The sequence below is a fragment of the Sphingomonas arenae genome, assembly GCF_016924655.1.
Lineage (GTDB): Bacteria > Pseudomonadota > Alphaproteobacteria > Sphingomonadales > Sphingomonadaceae > Sphingomicrobium > Sphingomicrobium arenae.
Genome location: NZ_JAFFJU010000002.1, coordinates 908,731 through 924,962 on the forward strand (window position 1 = coordinate 908,731; position 16,232 = coordinate 924,962).

General features: G+C 68.4%; 16 protein-coding genes. 9 read left to right on the forward strand and 7 right to left on the reverse strand.

All coding sequences use genetic code 11. From position 1 onward, the window contains the following. Positions 1–43: 43 nt before the first annotated feature. The 4 genes from plsX to JT720_RS10680 all read left to right on the forward strand — a co-directional run bounded on the left by plsX (position 44) and on the right by JT720_RS10680 (position 2,881). The gene (plsX, locus tag JT720_RS10665) at positions 44–1,063 is read left to right on the forward strand and encodes a phosphate acyltransferase PlsX (protein ID WP_205481421.1); all 1,020 of its coding nucleotides are present in this window, start codon (positions 44–46) and stop codon (positions 1,061–1,063) included. After that, a complete protein-coding gene (locus tag JT720_RS10670) occupies positions 1,060–2,022 on the forward strand; it encodes a beta-ketoacyl-ACP synthase III (RefSeq protein WP_205481227.1) in 963 nt (320 codons plus the stop codon). The genes plsX and JT720_RS10670 overlap by 4 nt, the downstream gene beginning before the upstream one ends. A gap of 110 nt (positions 2,023–2,132) precedes the next feature. Beyond that, positions 2,133–2,471: an integration host factor subunit alpha gene (locus JT720_RS10675; RefSeq protein ID WP_237220041.1), complete on the forward strand. Its 339-nt coding sequence runs from the start codon at positions 2,133–2,135 to the stop codon at positions 2,469–2,471. 14 nt (positions 2,472–2,485) lie between these two features. Beyond that, on the forward strand, positions 2,486–2,881 hold the full coding sequence (locus JT720_RS10680; protein ID WP_205481228.1) for a MerR family transcriptional regulator: 396 nt from the start codon (positions 2,486–2,488) through the stop codon (positions 2,879–2,881). Here JT720_RS10680 and JT720_RS10685 read toward each other — a convergent pair. Continuing rightward, positions 2,825–5,569, reverse strand: a complete 2,745-nt coding sequence (locus tag JT720_RS10685) for a helicase C-terminal domain-containing protein (protein ID WP_205481229.1) — start codon at positions 5,567–5,569, stop codon at positions 2,825–2,827. The genes JT720_RS10680 and JT720_RS10685 overlap by 57 nt on opposite strands. A 114-nt stretch (positions 5,570–5,683) precedes the next feature. On the opposite strand from JT720_RS10685, the gene JT720_RS13870 reads away from it, so the two are divergent. Then, positions 5,684–6,229, forward strand: coding sequence for a TM2 domain-containing protein (locus JT720_RS13870; protein ID WP_237219800.1), 546 nt, complete (start codon positions 5,684–5,686; stop codon positions 6,227–6,229). 90 nt (positions 6,230–6,319) lie between these two features. On the opposite strand, the gene JT720_RS10695 is transcribed toward JT720_RS13870, so the two are convergent. Beyond that, positions 6,320–6,637: a DUF6481 family protein gene (locus tag JT720_RS10695; protein ID WP_205481230.1), complete on the reverse strand. Its 318-nt coding sequence runs from the start codon at positions 6,635–6,637 to the stop codon at positions 6,320–6,322. Between the two features lie 115 nt (positions 6,638–6,752). On the opposite strand from JT720_RS10695, the gene JT720_RS10700 reads away from it, so the two are divergent. Then, the gene (locus JT720_RS10700; protein ID WP_205481231.1) at positions 6,753–8,357 is read left to right on the forward strand and encodes a lysine--tRNA ligase; all 1,605 of its coding nucleotides are present in this window, start codon (positions 6,753–6,755) and stop codon (positions 8,355–8,357) included. On the opposite strand, the gene JT720_RS10705 is transcribed toward JT720_RS10700, so the two are convergent. Then, entirely contained in the window at positions 8,354–9,421 is a 1,068-nt protein-coding gene (locus JT720_RS10705) for a S41 family peptidase (protein ID WP_237219862.1), read from the reverse strand. The two genes, JT720_RS10700 and JT720_RS10705, sit on opposite strands and share 4 nt — an antisense overlap. A 24-nt stretch (positions 9,422–9,445) precedes the next feature. Beyond that, the gene (locus tag JT720_RS10710) at positions 9,446–9,622 is read right to left on the reverse strand and encodes a hypothetical protein (RefSeq protein ID WP_205481233.1); all 177 of its coding nucleotides are present in this window, start codon (positions 9,620–9,622) and stop codon (positions 9,446–9,448) included. 73 nt (positions 9,623–9,695) lie between these two features. Here JT720_RS10710 and JT720_RS10715 point away from each other — a divergent pair, with 73 nt between their 5' ends. Further along, entirely contained in the window at positions 9,696–10,190 is a 495-nt protein-coding gene (locus JT720_RS10715) for an AsnC family transcriptional regulator (protein ID WP_205481234.1), read from the forward strand. 147 nt (positions 10,191–10,337) lie between these two features. On the opposite strand, the gene JT720_RS10720 is transcribed toward JT720_RS10715, so the two are convergent. The 3 genes from JT720_RS10720 to JT720_RS10730 form a co-directional block, all read right to left on the reverse strand. Next, positions 10,338–12,197: a DUF885 domain-containing protein gene (locus JT720_RS10720; RefSeq protein WP_205481424.1), complete on the reverse strand. Its 1,860-nt coding sequence runs from the start codon at positions 12,195–12,197 to the stop codon at positions 10,338–10,340. Between the two features lie 94 nt (positions 12,198–12,291). After that, entirely contained in the window at positions 12,292–13,191 is a 900-nt protein-coding gene (locus JT720_RS10725; RefSeq protein WP_205481235.1) for an RcnB family protein, read from the reverse strand. A gap of 29 nt (positions 13,192–13,220) precedes the next feature. Continuing rightward, positions 13,221–13,778, reverse strand: coding sequence for a (2Fe-2S)-binding protein (locus JT720_RS10730; protein ID WP_205481236.1), 558 nt, complete (start codon positions 13,776–13,778; stop codon positions 13,221–13,223). A 48-nt stretch (positions 13,779–13,826) separates the two neighbouring features. Here JT720_RS10730 and JT720_RS10735 point away from each other — a divergent pair, with 48 nt between their 5' ends. Both JT720_RS10735 and JT720_RS10740 read left to right on the forward strand, forming a co-directional pair. Next, entirely contained in the window at positions 13,827–14,603 is a 777-nt protein-coding gene (locus tag JT720_RS10735; protein WP_205481237.1) for an alpha/beta fold hydrolase, read from the forward strand. After that, positions 14,600–16,189, forward strand: coding sequence for a tetratricopeptide repeat-containing sulfotransferase family protein (locus JT720_RS10740; protein ID WP_205481238.1), 1,590 nt, complete (start codon positions 14,600–14,602; stop codon positions 16,187–16,189). The genes JT720_RS10735 and JT720_RS10740 overlap by 4 nt, the downstream gene beginning before the upstream one ends. Positions 16,190–16,232: the final 43 nt, after the last annotated feature.

Sequence of the window (16,232 nt, forward strand, 5' to 3'; positions counted from 1 at the left end):
AAGCGCCGGATCTCTCGGGGCGCCGCGGATTGCGATCGACGCCATGGGAGGCGATGCCGGCCCGGCCGCGATGCTGGGTGGAATGGCGCGCGCCCTGAAGTCCGACCGTTCGCTCCGCTTCCTTCTGGTCGGTGACGAAGCCCGCGTGCGCGCGGAGCTGGAGCGCCATGCCTTCCCGGCCGGTTCGGCCGAGATCCTCCACGCCCCTGACTCGATCGAATCGAGCGAGAAGCCCAGCCAGGCGCTGCGCCGAGCGCGCACGACGTCCATGGGCATGGCCATCAATGCCGTGAAAGACGGTGCTGCCCATGCCGCGCTGTCCGCCGGCAACACCGGTGCGCTGATGGCCATCGCCAAGCTGGCGTTGCGGACGATGCCCGGGATCGACCGGCCCGCACTCGCGGCCCTCCTCCCCACCTTGGGGGAGCATGATTGCGTCATGCTGGACCTCGGCGCGAACACCGAATGCGACGCCCAGAACCTCGTTCAGTTCGCCGTCATGGGGGCGGCCTATAGCCGCACCGTGCAGGGCATCCGCCGGCCGCGGGTAAAGCTGCTCAACATCGGCACCGAAGAACTGAAGGGCACGGACGAATTGAAGGATGCCGCTGCCCTGCTCCGCGAAGCGAGCTATCTGCCGTTCGCATTCGACGGCTTCACCGAAGGCGACCAGCTGTCGCGCGGCAAGGTGGATGTGGTCGTCACCGACGGCTTCTCCGGCAACATCGCGCTCAAGACCGCCGAGGGAACTGCCCGCTTCGTTACCGACCTGCTGAAGCGGGCGTTCACCTCGTCGCTGCGGTCGAAGGCGGGTTTCGCTTTGTCCAAGCCCGCGCTGCACATGCTCAAGGTGCATCTCGATCCGAACAACCACAACGGCGCGGTCTTCCTCGGCCTCAATGGCCTGGTCGTGAAGAGTCACGGCAGTGCCAACGCCAAGGGTGTCGCGAACGCGATCGGCGTGGCCGCGCGGATGGTCCGCAACGACATCACGCGAAAGATCGGCGACGACCTCGACAACTTCCGCGCCCATGCCTTCGCCAATGGGCAAGCGGCAGAATGACCCTTCGTTCCGTGATCGCGGGCGTCGGCTCCGCGCTTCCGAAGCGGCGGCTCGACAACGCCGAACTCGCCGCACAGGTCGATACATCGGACGAGTGGATCGTCGAGCGCACCGGCATCCGGACCCGCTACATCGCCGGCGAAGGGGAGACCACGGCGACGCTCGCCACCGAGGCCTGCCGCAAGGCGCTGGCCGAGGCGGGGATGGACGCAACCGAGGTGGACCTCATCGTCCTCGCGACGGCGACTCCCGACCAGACGTTCCCGTCCTCCGCGACCAAGGTGCAGGCGCTGCTCGGCATCCGCGACTGCATCGCGTTCGACGTGCACGCGGTCTGCACGGGCTTTCTCTACGCGCTGTCTGTCGCCGACGCGATGCTGCGCGGCGGCAATGCCCGCACCGCGCTGGTGATCGGCGCGGAGACGTTCAGCCGCATCCTCGACTGGGAAGACCGCACCACCTGCGTGCTGTTCGGTGATGGCGCCGGCGCGGTGGTGCTTCGCGCCGAAGACACGGAGGATCGCGGCATCCTCGCTACCCGGCTGCACGCGGACGGGCGGCATGGCGATATGCTCTACGTGGACGGCGGTCCTTCGACCACCGGCACCGTCGGCAAGCTGCGGATGAAGGGCCGTGAGGTCTTCCGCCATGCGGTCGTGAACCTCGCCGACGTCCTCGGCGAAGTGCTCGAGGCATCCGGCCTGACGCCGGACGATGTCGACTGGGTCGTGCCCCACCAGGCGAACGCCCGCATCATCGACGCCACGGCGCGCAAGCTCGGCCTCTCGCCGGAGCGAGTCGTGCTGACGGTCGATCGTCATGCCAACACCTCGGCTGCCTCCGTGCCGCTCGCGCTGGACGTGGCGGTGAAGGATGGACGCATCAAGCACGGAGACGTGGTGGTGCTGGAAGCCATGGGCGGCGGCTTCACCTGGGGCGCGGCGGCGATGCGTTTCTAACGGGTTTAACTCGCGGCAATCGCAGCCGATTTGCCGACGCGAGTTGTTTCGGTTAGCGTGCTGAGCAAGGCGCGCCAGCGGGGCGCCAAAAAGGGGGGCGGAGAACGAGAATGGCCGATGCGGGTGTGGCCCGGTCCGGGCACAATGTGGAGATGCACGGGGGCACGTTGACCCGTGCCGACTTGAGCGATGTCGTCCACCGGCAGCTTGGACTGTCGCGGGCGGAGTCTGCCAGCATGGTCGAGCGGCTCCTCCATCACATGTGCGCTGCTCTCGCGGACGGGCAGAATGTGAAGATCTCCGGCTTCGGCAGCTTCATCCTGCGCGACAAGGGTGAGCGCGTCGGCCGCAATCCCAAGACCGGTGTCGAGGTACCCATCGCGCCCCGCCGGGTCATGACCTTCCGCGCCAGCCAGATGATGCGCGACAAGGTCGCGCGCGGCGCTTAAGGAGCGCGCGCCCCGTGGTGACCACCAAGGCTCCGGATGCCTTTCGCACCATCGGCGAACTGGCGGAGGAGCTGGGAGTCGCCCAGCACATCCTGCGTTACTGGGAAAGCAAGTTCCCCCAGCTGAGGCCGCTGCAGCGGGCCGGCAACCGGCGCTACTATCGGCCGGCCGACGTGGAACTCGCGCGTCGAATCCACCGCCTGCTCAACCAGGAAGGCTATACCGTTCGCGGCGTGCAGAAGCTGCTGGCCAACGGCTCCGCAGCAGAAGCGTCCCCCGTTTCTGAGCCCACCCCCGACAGGACGCGGATTCCGGTTCCACCGCCGCCCGCATTGGCCCCGACCGCCGCAGTCTCAGCGGACGATCTCCGCGCCGTCCGAGAGAATCTCGCCCTCGCGCTGGATGCCTGAGCGCCCCGCCGCTCGCACCCGTTCCAGCGCTGCGTCGAGCGTCAGCCTGTGCACCGGCACTCCTTCCGGGAAGGCACTGAGGAAGCGCGACGGGCAGGCGGCCGAGAGGATCACGAACTGCCCGCGGTCGCCCTGCCGCCGGATCAGCCGCCCGAACGCCTGCGCCAGCCGCGCCTTGATCACACGGTCGTCGTAGGCGGAACCGCCCGAGGCCATCCGCCGCGCGGCGTGCAGCACGGTCGGGCGAGGCCAGGGGATCCGCTCCATCACCACCAGCCGCAGCGATTCGCCGGGCACGTCCACCCCGTCCCGCAGCGCGTCGGTGCCGAGCAGGCTGGCCCGCGGGTCATCGCGGAAGATGTCCACCAGCGTGCCGGTGTCGATCGGGTCGACATGCTGGGCCAGCAGCGGCAAGCCTTCCCGCGCGAGCCGGTCCGCGATCCGCGCATGTACCGCTTTCAGCCGCTGGATGGCGGTGAACAGGCCCAGAGTGCCGCCGCCCGACGCTTCAATCAGCCGGGCATAAGCACCGGCCAGCGCCGCCAAGTCGCCCTGCTTGACGTCCGTGACGATCAGTACCTCGGCATTGGCGGCATAGTCGAACGGGCTCGCCGCCTCGAACCGTTGCACGGGCGCCGGCAGGTGCGCCGCACCGGTCCGGGCCTCGGCCGCAGCCCAGTCGCCACCGCCGCCCTTGAGCGTCGCCGAGGTGACCAGCACCCCATGCGCCGGCTCCAGCACGGTCTTCGCCAGCGGCCGGGTCGGGTCGAGCCAGCGCCGCTGCAAGCCGATGTCCAGCTCACGCCCCTCGATCCGGTCGACGTTCAGCCAGTCGACGAAATCCGGGTCCGCCGCTCCCCCCACCCGAGCCAGCAACTGCGCCCAGGCCTGCACCGCGGCCGCCCGCCAGGTCAGCCCGGCTATGGCACCCTCGACCCGCGCCCGTGCGGCCGAGTCGAGCCAGTCCGGCGCATCCTCCAGCACCGCTTCCAACCGTCGCCCCAGCGCAGCCAGCGGCTTCAGCAAGCCCTCAAGCGCCTCCAGCGCATCCGCAGCGGCCGCCACCAGGTCGCCGTCCGGCTCGGCCAGCTCCGTCTCGAGCCCGTAGCCGGCATCTTCGGCCCGGGCCCGGGCGTAGACGGTGCCGCGAACCTGGCCGAACAGGCGCTCCAGCGGCCCGAACGGCGCGCCTTCCACGATCCGCCCGATCCAGCCGTCCGACGGGAGCGCCCGGGCGGCGTCCACCGCCGCCTCCAGCGCCTGCGCCCCCTGCTCGTCGTAGCTCGCCACGTCCATCAGCCGCGCTGAAAGCCCCCGCCGCCGCCCCCGCGACTTGCCTTCCGGCCCCACGATCCACCGCCTCAGCTCGATCGTTTCCTGCCCTGTGAGCGCAACGGCGAAGGTCGAATCGGCCGCGTCGAACAGGTGGTGACCCTCGTCGAACACGATCCGCTCGGGCGGGCGAGTCATTCGGGCACGCGCCGCGCTGACCATCACCAGCGCGTGATTCGCGATCACCAGGTCCGCGTCCCGGCTGGCCCGCTCCGCCCGCTCGATGAAGCAGCGGCGGTAGTGAGGGCAGCCCGCGTAGACGCACTCGCCCCGCCGGTCGGTCAGCGCGGTGGAGCCCGCACGGCGGAACAGGCTCGGCAGCCAGCCCGGCAGGTCCCCGCCAACCATGTCACCGTCCTTGGTGTAAGCCGCCCAGCGCCCGACCAGCTGCGCCAGCACCGCCGCCCGGCCGGAGAAGGCGCCCTGCGACGCATCCTCCAGGTTGAGCAGGCACAGGTAATTCTCGCGCCCCTTGCGCACGACGATCCGGCGGCGGCGCTCGGCCTCGTCCGGCACCAGCCGCGCGCCTTCCGCATCGAGCTGCCGCTGCAGCGCCTTGGTGTAGGTTGACACCCACACCGCCCCTCCCGCCTTTTCCGCCCACAGTGACGCGGGCGCGAGATAGCCCAGCGTCTTGCCGATCCCGGTGCCGGCCTCTGCCAGCAGCATGTTGGGCGCGTCCTTGCGCTCGCGGGGCGCGAAGGCTGAGGCCGCCGCCCCGGCGAACGCACGCTGTCCCTCGCGCACCTCCGCGCCGCGCCCGGTCAGGGCAGCGAGCCGCTCCTGCGCTTCAGTCTCCGCGATTCGGATGGTGCGCGGCGGCGGGCGATCGCCGGTTTCCTCCCACTGCGGCAGCCGGGAAAAGAGCATCCGCTCGGCGCGCTCCGGCCGGGCAAGCCGCGAACCGATGATCCCGGCCCAGCCCCAGCCGAGCCGATGCAACGTCGCATTGCTGGTCCACGCGCCCTCTCGCGCCGCCCATGCCGGATCGGCGAGGACTGCCAGCAAGGCTTCTGCGATCTGCGGTAGCAGTGCAGCCGCCTCCGCATCGCTCATCGGCGCTTGACCAGAGCCTGTCGCAGGGACCAGTCCCACCGCCCGCGCCATCCCCGTGACCGTTGGCACCGCGAACCGCGCCGGGTGGACGAAGGCGAACAGCTCCAGCAGGTCGAGGCCGCTGATATCGGGATAACCGAGCCGCTGCCCGACCAGCGGGGCGTTCAGCAGGATGTGCGGAGTTTCGGCCGCTTGGCCGATCGCCTCGCCCCGGCTCGCCTCGCGCACGCCATTCTCACCCGCGATCCAGATGCCGGCATGGGTCGCATGAAGCGCGGGAAGGCGGAGCGGAGCGGCCACTCGCCTCGATGTAGCCTTCGAGAACGAAAGGGCAACAGCGGATCAGCCAAGGCGGCGGTAAACCATCGTTAAAGTGCAGCGGCTATGCTCGGCCGTCCTCGAGGAGAGTTGAAGATGACGGGCTTTGGGCGAAAGGGTTCAGTTGGCGGCACGGACTCCTCGGCGCGGCAGCAATTCGGTGCCGCGCAGCCAGTTCGGCAAGCCACCGCCGCAGCCGATCACGGCCTCTCGCCCCAAGCTCGCGCCTTCCTCGCCGCCGAACGCAGCCGGAAGAGTTCGGAGCCGGCACCTGCCCCCTTGTCCGCATACGAGTCGGCCGCGCTGCTTCAGCCCACCGTCGCCAAGCCGATGAAAAGCCTCGCTGTCGCCTACCTGCTCTGGTGGTTCGGAGCCACCTTCGCGGCGCACCGCTTCTACCTGGGAGCTTACCGCTCGGGCGCCGCCATGCTCGGTCTCTTCTGGGGTGGTCTTCTGCTTGGTGCGGTCATGTCCAAGACCAGCTCGATGTGGGTTGGCGATGTCGCCGTCCCACCGCTCTGGGCCGCGATGATCCTGGTTTGGATGATCTGGTGCGTCGTGGATGCTTTCCTGATCCCGGGCCTGCGACGCCGTCATGCGCAGGTCGGTGCCAACCGATCTCTCTCGACAGTGTTCGCCTAAGCGGCGGACGTCATCCGCAAGGGCGTCGCAACCGCTACGCCCGACGCCGGTCGCCAAACGATTGTTTCGCCCCCCGGGAGTGTCAGCTCCCTACCTCCGGGCCTTGCGGGCAGCGTAGCGGGCGTCGCGGGCAGCCTTGCGCTCCGCTTCGGTGAGCTCGGGCTTGGCAGCCTTGGCTGCAGCGGTCGCCTTGGCTTGCGCGGCGGCTTCCTTCTCGGCCTCCCGCGCGGCCTTGCGAGCAGCGGCCTTCTCCGCCTGCGCCGCCCTGCGCCGCCCTTCAGCCGCCAGTTGCTCGGCAATCACCTCCGGGCTGGGCGCAGGCTTGGCGCGCAGCTTCTCCAAAGCCTTCTGCTTGGCGGCGGCTGCCTGACCGGCGCGATCCTGGAACGTGGGAATCTTGTAAGCCATCGAGTTCGTGTCTCCTGCCTCCTTCCAATTCGGAAAGACGATCGCCGGGGGCCCTAGCACAGCTCGGCCGGGAGCGGGACTTGCCTTCGCAGGTGCGAAGGGACATGCGGCGGGCATGACCGACGACGCTCTCCGCACTGCTGCTCTCACCTCCAAGGCCTGGCCGTTCGAGGAAGCGCGCAAGCTGCTGAAGCGCTGGCCGGATGGGAAGCCGGACCCTTCGGCAGGCTCAGGGCGAGCGGCTCCCATGCTGTTCGAGACGGGTTACGGACCCTCGGGCCTGCCGCACATCGGAACCTTCACGGAGGTCCTGCGCACCACCTGGGTGATGCACGCTTATCAGACACTCGCGGGTGGTGCGCCGGCCAAGCTGATCGCGTTCAGCGACGACATGGACGGCCTGCGCAAGGTGCCAGACAACGTGCCCAACGGCGCGATGCTGGCCGAGCATCTCGGCCGCCCGCTGACCAGGGTGCCGGACCCGTTCGGCGAGTACGAGAGCTTCGCGCACCACAATAATGCGATGCTGCGGCGTTTTCTCGACCGGTTCGGCTTCGAGTACGAGTTCCTCAGCGCCACCGACTGCTACGCCAGCGGTCGCTTCGACGAGACGCTGCGCCAGGTGCTGCGTAAGTTCGACGACATCATGGGGGTCATGCTCCCGACCCTGCGCGAGGAGCGGCGGCAGACCTACTCGCCCGTGCTCCCCGTCTCCCCCACGACGGGCCGCGTGCTGCAGGTGCCGGTTCGCGTCGTCGATGCGGAGGCCGGCACCATCGCCTTCACCGACGAAGACGGGACCGAGGTCACGCAATCGGCGCTCGGTGGCCTCTCCAAGCTGCAGTGGAAGGTCGACTGGGCGATGCGCTGGGTGGCGCTCGGCGTCGACTATGAGATGGCGGGCAAGGACCTCATCGACTCCACCATCCAGTCCGGCAAGATCGCGCGGGTGCTCGGCGGCCGGCCGCCCGAGGGTTTCAACTACGAGATGTTCCTCGACGAAAAGGGCGAGAAGATCTCCAAGTCGAAGGGCAACGGGCTCAGTCTCGACGAGTGGCTGACCTACGGCAGCGAGAAGAGCCTGGAATTCTACCTCTACCGCGAACCGAAGAAGGCCAAAAGCCTCCACCTCGGCCTCATTCCGCGCGCGGTCGACGAATATTGGCAGTTCCGCGAGAAGTGGCCCGAGCAGCCGGTCGAGCAGCGCCTCGGCAATCCGGTGCACCATATCCACGACGGCCAGGTGCCGGCGCCGTACAGCCTGCCGGTCAGCTTCGGCCTGCTGCTGAACCTCGTCAGCCTGCCCGGCTGCCACGACAAGGAGACGGCCTGGAAGTTCGTCCAACGCTACAATCCGGCCTGCTCGCCCGAGGCCAGTCCCGACCTCGACGAGCTGATCGGCGTAGCGGTCAACTATGCGCGGGACTTCGTGGTGCCGACGCTGAAGCGGCGCGCTCCGATCGGGCATGAGGTGGATGCACTACGCGATCTCGACGCGCATCTCGCGACCCTGCCCGCAGCCGCGAACGCCGAAGCCCTCCAGAACGAGGTGTTCGAGATCGGCAAGAAGTATCCCTTCGAGAGCCTCCGCCACTGGTTCCAGGCGCTCTACGAGACGCTCCTCGGCAGCAGCCAGGGCCCCCGCATGGGCAGCTTCATCGCACTCTACGGGATCGACAACAGCCGCAAGCTGATCGCGGAGGCGCTCGCCTCCGCCTAGCGGAGGTTGGCGAGCGCCAGCTTGGCGTCCCCGCTCACACCGGCTCGCTTCAGGGCTTCGTCCAGCGCCTCGTCCGCGGCCACGGCGACATCGGGCTTGATGCCCACGCCGTCCCAGCCTTCGCCGGTGTCCGGGTCGAACGTCCGCCCGACCGGGATGAACGCAGAATAGCCGTGGCCCAGGTCGGCCAGGCCACCATAGTTGCCCGCGCCATAGGTGGTCTCTCCGATCAGCGTCGCGCGACCGGTCCGCTTCAGCGAGAGCGCAAAATGCTCGGCGGCGGAGGCGGTCTTCTTCGAGGTCAGCACGAAGACCTTCGCCTCCCGCAACGGAGTGACGGCGCCCGGCGTGGCCCAGTGGGCGCGCCGCACGACCCCTTCAGGGCCGTCCATCTTGCGGACCGTCGGAATGTCGGCGACCGGGCTGCCCATGCGCTGCTCGACGGAGACGCGCGTGTCCATGCGCACCAGCTCCGTCGGGGTGGCGAACAGGTAGGGGAAGATGACGTCCATTTCGCCCAGCCCGCCGCCATGGTGGGCCCGGGCGTCCAGGATCAGCGTCTTTGCATCCTTGTGCTGCTCGAGGAACGTCCGCAGCCTGGCTGCAGTCGCCTCATCGCTCGGGAAGAGCTCGAACCCGATATAGGCCACGCCAGGAGCGATCCAGCCCGACCTGGTGATCGCCTTCGACGGATCCAGCGAGCGGCTCGGCCGGCGTTCGCCACCCTTGTCCAGGCGCGGCGGCTTGAGATCGAGGTGCCCGTCGGGGTGAACGGCGGCAAGGTCTTCGCTGACCTGCTTCGCAAAGGCGCCGGCATCGGCGAACGAGGAATACTTCCCGGCCGCCAGGTTGGAGCGCAGCATGGTCGCGTAGCGCTTGGCGATGTCCGGGAAGACGTAATCCTCCTCCAACTGCTTCGCGAGCGCGGAGACGACGCTCTCCGCCTCTGCCTTCACGAACGGCGCGACCACGGGCGCCTGCAACGGAGTGGCCGGCACGGCGGTCTGGGCGACGGACGGGAACGGGGCAGCCGCGGTCAGCAGCAAGGTCAGCGAAAGACGCATTGGCAATGCAGAACTCCTGAACGATCAGAGGGAGACGGCGGGGACCGCGAAGAAGGCGTAGGTGCCCTCCTTCGCGCCGATCTGCGGCGGGCTGCGCTCCTGGGAGCAGGCCGGTCCGCCGGCGAGGGAATGGACGCGCGTGTCGGCGGCGGGAAGCTGGGCCGACATGGCCGCGAACATCATCATGGCAATGAGACGCATGGGAACCTCATGACCTCCGAGCCTGATCTTACGCCCGCCTTCAGGTTCTTTGCGCGCTTTGCGGGTGCACATCGTGCCAGAATTTGGCACCACTGCCCCGATGCTCGACGATTTCGATCTCGCCCTCCTCGACCAGGTCCAGCGCGACGACTCCCGCACGGCCGAACAGCTGGCGGAGTCGGTGCCCCTGTCCCCTTCCGCCATCGCCAGGCGGATGCGGCGGCTTCGGCACGAGGGCTGGATCGCCCGCACCGTCGCCCTGCTCTCACCCAAGCTGACCGACAAGCGACTGCGCGCGCTGGTGCTGGTCCAGCTTGGAGAACATGCCGACCGGGCGGGCAAGGACGCGCTGTTGCGACGTCTGCACACCTCCCCGGAAGTCCAGTTCGTGTACGAGATCAGTGGGACCTACGACCTGCTCGCCCTGCTCAGCTGCGAACACATGGACGCGTTCGTCGAGGAGGCCGAACGCCTGTTCGCGACCGACGCAACCGTGCGCCGCTACGAGACCAGCTTCGTCAAGCGCGAGCTCAAGTTCGCGCCGTTCGTTCGCCTGAGCGGCTCCTGAGCCAGCCTATGCGGGCCTCTCGGCCTGCCCTCGAATGCTCTGCCCGCGTCACCGCGATCTCCGCCCGAGCTGCATCACTGCACTTCGCGGCCTCGGCACCGACCTCTTCGGCCATCTCGGCCGAAGGCCCCACGCGGGGTAAGCGGCCTAGGAGGCTTTGCGCTCCGCGATCCAGCGGTCGATCTTCTGCTCGAGGATCGTCAGCGGCAACGCGCCCGTCATCAGCACCTGCGCGTGGAAGTCGCGGATGTCGAATTTGGGCCCCAACTCCGCCTCGGCCTTCTGGCGCAGCCGCTGGATCGTCAGCGCGCCGACCTTGTACGCGGTCGCCTGACTCGGGATCGCGATGTAGCGCTCGACCTCGGCGGTGGCGTCGGTCTTCCCCATGCTGCTGTGGTCCAGCATGTACTGGATCGCCTGGTCGCGGCCCCACCCCTTCGAGTGGATGCCGGTGTCGACCACCAGCCGCATCGCGCGCAGCATCTCGTCGTCGAGCGTGCCCATCCGCTGGTAGGGGTCCTGGTAGAAGCCCATGTCGTAGCCCAGCGTCTCGGCATAGAGCGCCCAGCCTTCGACAAAGGCCGTGTTCCCGCCGAACCGCATGAACGACGGCAGCGCCTCGTTCTCCTGGGCCAGGCTGATCTGGAAGTGATGCCCCGGCGCACCCTCGTGAAGGTAGAGCGTCGTGATGCCCGGAGTCGTGCGCGACGGCAGGTCGTACGCATTGAAGTAGAAGATGCCCGGCCGCGAGCCGTCCGGCGTGCCCTGGCTGTAGCTCCCGCCGGCTTCGAACTTCTCACGGAAAGGCTCGTAGGGGCGGATCTCCAGCTTGGTCTTGGGCACGGTGGAGAAATATTGCGGAAGCTTCGCGTCGACCGCCTTGCCCACGTCATAGTAGCGCTGGGTCAGCGCCTCGCGGCTCTTGGCCTTGAACTTCGGGTCGGTCCGCAGGTGATTGAAGAACTGCTGCAACGTCCCCTTGAACCCAACCTCCTGCCGGACCTTCTCCATTTCCGTCGTGATCCGCGCGACCTCCTTCAGGCCCAGTTCGTGGATCTCTTCGGGGGTCATGGGAAGCGTCGTCGTCGACTGCACCTGATAGCGGTAGAGCTTGTCCCCACCCTTCATGTACATCTGGCCAACGCCCTCACGCGCCGCCGGCAGATATTCGGTGCGCAGGAAATCCCGCACCCGCTTCAGGGCCGGGTACAGCTCGCCCGTGATTGCCGTGCGATACTCCGCCGCCAGCCGCGTCCGGTCCGACGCGGAGATGCCGTCCGGAAACTTCTTGATGGGGCCGTAGTAGGGAGAATCCTCCGGCTTCTGCTTCAGCTGCGTGTCGAGCTGCTCGATCATGTTGCGGACCGTCAGCTTGGTGTCGACCACCCCGCTCGCCATGCCCTCGCGCCAGCGGCCGATCGCCCGGTCCAGGAAGGTCACGAAGTCCTTGTGACGCTTCAGGTTGTTCTCATAGTCCGCGAGGGTGGTGAACGGCGCCCCACCCTGCCCGCTCGCCAGCGTCGGGTAGAAGGTATGGATGCCGAAGAAGTGATTCATCGGCCGGACTCGCGTCAAGGCGAGCAGGTCCGGCTGATAACCGCGCAGAGTATCCTCGGTGGTGAACTTGAACGTGTCGTAGGCCAGCTGGTCGGTGGGGTTCAGGACCGACCGGTCGATCGCGGCCAGCGCAGCCAGGTCCTGCTCGGCCGCCGCCTTCTCGGCCGCATAATATTCGTCGCTGATGAAGTCGCCGAGCCGGTCGGCATAGCGCTGGTCGCCACGGAACAACGCATTGATCGGGTTTCGCCGGAGATTGTCCTCGTCGCTCTGCTTGAACAATGCCCAAAGCTTCGCCTTTTCGCTCTCGGCCGTTGCTCTCAGAGCGGCCGGCGCGGCGGCTGGCGTTTCGGTTACGGGCGGCGTCAGCAGCGGATCGGCCTGGGGGGCGGTGGCGCAGGCCACCAGGGTTGCAGTCGAGGAGGCAAGCAGCAGCAGGCGAAGCTTCATCAAGGATCCCCAGGCGATATGGTGCAGGTGTCGGTGGCAAGCGGGCGCGCCGCATCAGGCGCAATGCTTCCTTCGACCAACCGGCGGCCGGCGTCTACCAGAAGACGTCGTAAATGACGTCCACCACGCGCCCGGTCCGCAAATCCACCAGCAGGGCGTCGTCATAATAACGGATCCAGCGGTATGAGCCGTAAACCGTCGGAAGGCGCCACTGCCAGGGATCGCGCAGCCAGTAGCGGTCGCTCCAGTAGCTCGGCCAGATGTTCCAGCCGATGTTCCAGCGGCGATAGCCCCAGCCGAACGGGTCGTAGTACCAGCCGAAATGGAACAGGTGCCGGTTGCGGTCACGGTGCCGGCGCCAGTCGTAGCGATGATCCCGCCGCCAGCTGTGTCGGAAGCTGTCGACTGAACCCCGGTCGCGCAGGTCGCGGAACGCCGGCGGCCGAGCCACTGGCGAGCGGTCGCGTTCGGCCCGGCGTTCGGCTTCGCGCTCCGCCCGGCGCTCGCGCAGGTTGTCGCCGAGGATCTGGCCGGCCCGCTGGCGCCGCTGCTCGGGCGTGAGATCGGCCGGGGGCAACTCGCGGGGCACGGTGGTACCGGCCTGCTCACGGCGCAGGATCCGCTCCCGCGCGCGCCAGTCCGTGACACTGTCTCTCGAGCGCTGCTCGACATCCCGGCGAGACGCCCGACCCTCCGAAGCTTCGCGTCGCTGCTGCAGGATTTCCTGCGCCCGTTCGAACCGCTGCGCCCGGGTCGGCTCACCCCCGTCGGGAGCCGATCGGAGCACCGGCTGTGGCCGTTCCACCTCGATCCGCCGCTGCACGTCCCGCCGCTCGGAGCGGGGCTGCTCAGTCCGCTGTTCACGAGCCTCGCGCGCCCGTTCGACAACGGCGGCGCGCCGTTCCGCACGGCTCTCGCCGTCGCTCGGATCGGCGCTGGCGGCAGCCGGCAACAGGACGGACGAAAGCAGCAATGTGGCAAGGAACGTACGCATGGTGAGCCTCGAGCGAACCGCGACTGGTCTTAACCCGGAATGTCGCTCCCAGCAGATGAGCCGTTGCTTAACGGCTGTTCCGGTGCCGGTACGTTCGATCCACCCGGAGGAGAGACCGGCGGAGCAGGCGCTGCAGCCCCCGCAACCGCCTGGCTCGCGCGCTGGATCGCCTTCAGGATACGCGGCTGCGCGCCGCACGCGCACATGTTCGGCAGCGCTTCGATCTGCTCCGGGCTTGGCTGCGGGCTTTTTGCCAGCAATGCGGCAATTGCCATGATGAAGCCCGGCTCGCAGAAGCCGCACTGGCTGACCTGCTCCGCCGCCCAGGCCTGCTGCACCGGGTGGGCGCGTCCCTGGGACAAGCCTTCGATGGTCGTAATATCCGCGCCTTCGAGCGCAGCGATCGTCACCGTGCAGCTCGCCACGGCATTGCCGTCGATGATTACCGTGCAGGCGCCGCACTGGCCGGTGCCGCAACCATATTTGGCGCCCGTCAGGTTGGACGCATCGCGCAGCGCCCACAGCAAGGGCGTCTGCGGGTCCAGGCGGTAGTGGATGGCTTGGCCGTTCACCGTCATGCGCGTCATGGGCGCAAGGCCTAGCGCGCGCCCGCCCCCGCTGCCAGTATGCAAGGCATGGGGTGGGTCGAGACCGCGCGCGGGCGCATCGGCATGGTCGAGCAGGGCAGCGGCGGCGTTCCGCTGGTGCTCCTGCATGGCGTCGGGTCGGACAAGAGCGTGTGGCATCCCCAGCTCGACCACTTCGGCGCGAGCAGGCGGACGCTCGCCTTCGACTATCCCGGTTACGGCGAGAGCGACTTTGCGGCCGGTGCCGGCCGCGATGACTTCGCGAGCGCCATCCTCGCCGCCATGGACGCGCTTGACGTCCGGCAAGTCCACGTCTGCGGGCTGTCGCTCGGCGGAGTGATCGCGCTCGCCATGCACGCCGCCGCACCCGAGCGCTGCGCTTCGCTGATCCTCGCCGACAGTTTCGCCGTCCACCCCGATGGACAGGCGATCCACGACCGATCGCTGGCGGCCAGCGGCAACCTGGGAATGCGCGGCCTCGCCGAGTCCCGCGTCGACGCGCTTGTAGGCTCCTCGGCATCTCAGGAGGTACGGTCCGAAGTGATCGAAACCATGAGCCGCATCGACCCCTCCGCCTACGCCCTGGGCGCCCGCGCCGTCTGGCTGGCCGACCAGCGCGACCGCGCCGCCGCCGTCCGCTGCCCGACCCTGATCCTGTGCGGCACCGAGGACCGCATCACCCCGCCGTCGCTCAGCGAGGAACTGAAGGACCTCATCCCCCATGCCGTGCTGGTCGAGATCGCTGGCGCCGGCCACCTCAGCAACCTGGAACAGCCCGCCATCTTCAACCGGGTGGTCGAGCGCTTCCTGGCAGGGATCGAATGAGCGCCGCTGCCCGCCCTTACGGCCCGCGCCTGATCGACGCGGCGCTGGCGTTGCACGACAACCGCCTGGACGTGGCCGAGCGGCTGCTCAAGGCTCAGCTCCGCGACGACCCGTTCGACGTGAAGGCGATCCGCATGCTGGCGGAACTCGCCTCCCGCATCGGACGCATGCAGGACGCGGAGCATCTCCTCCGCCGCGCACTCGAGCTGGCGCCCGGCTTCACCGCAGCCCGCGCCAACCTCGCCTTGGTGCTCGGTCGCACAGGCCGGCCAGCCGAAGCGCTGGACCTGATCGGGCCGCTGGTCGAAGCCGAGCCGGACGATATCGGCCACTTCAACCTCAAGGCCGCGACCCTCGGCCGTCTCGGCGACTTCGACGAGGCCATCGCGCTCTACCAGCAGGTGGTCGAGCGCACCCCCAACCAGCCGCGCGTGTGGCTCAGCCTTGGTCACATGCTGAAGACCGTCGGCCGACTGGACGAAGGCATCGGCGCCTACCGTCGCGCCCTCGCCATCCGGCCGGACCTGGGCGAGGCGTGGTGGAGCCTCGCCAACCTCAAGACGGTCCAGTTCACGCCTGAGGACCGGGACGCCATGCGCACTGCGCTGACCCGAACCGACCTTCGCGACGAAGATCGTTTCCACCTCGATTTCGCCCTCGGCAAGGCGCTGCACGACCTGGGCGAAAGCGACGCGGCATTCGCCCACTATGCCGCCGGCAACGCGCTCCGGCGCAAGAGCCTGCCCTACCGTCGGGCCGATATTCGCGGGCTCGTGGACCGCAGCATCGCCGCCTTCGCCCCGCAGGCCTTCGCGGACCGGGCGGGCGGCTGCGAAGCGCGCGACCCGATCTTCATCGTCGGGATGCCGCGTTCGGGATCGACCCTGCTGGAGCAGATTCTCTCCTCCCACCCGCTGGTGGAAGGCACGTCCGAGCTGCCCGACCTCCCTGCCCTGGCCCGCTCGCGGCCCGGCTATCCGGAAAGCGTTCTCGGCCTGTCCGCAGACGAGCGAAAGGCGCTGGGCGAGGACTACCTCCGCCGCGCCTCCGTTCAGCGCCGGACCGACCGGCCCTTCTTCATCGACAAGCTGCCGAACAACTGGCTGTTCGTGCCCTTCATCCAGCTGATCCTGCCCAACGCCACCATCATTGACGCCCGGCGCCATCCGCTCGGCTGTTGCCTGTCGAACTTCCGCCAGCATTTCGCGCGGGGGCAAGCCTTCAGCTATGACCTGTCCGACATGGGCAGCTACTACGCCGACTATGTCCGCCTGATGGCGCATGTCGATGATGTCCTGCCCGGCCGCGTGCACCGAGTGATCTACGAGCGGATGGTGGTTGATACCGAGGCCGAGGTTCGCGCCCTGCTCGCCGCCTGCCGTCTTGACTTCGATCCCGCCTGCCTCGAGTTCCACAAGACCGAGCGCGCCGTCCGCACACCCAGTTCGGAGCAGGTCCGCCGTCCCATCTACCGCGACGCCACCGACGAATGGCGCCGCTACGAGCCGCACCTCGAACCGCTCAAGCAGGCACTCGGCCCAGTGCTGGACGCCTACCCCGACGCACCGGCGCAACATCCATTGTAAAAGAGCACCGAATGCCGCGCCCGCGTTGACAATCCTCTGCCCC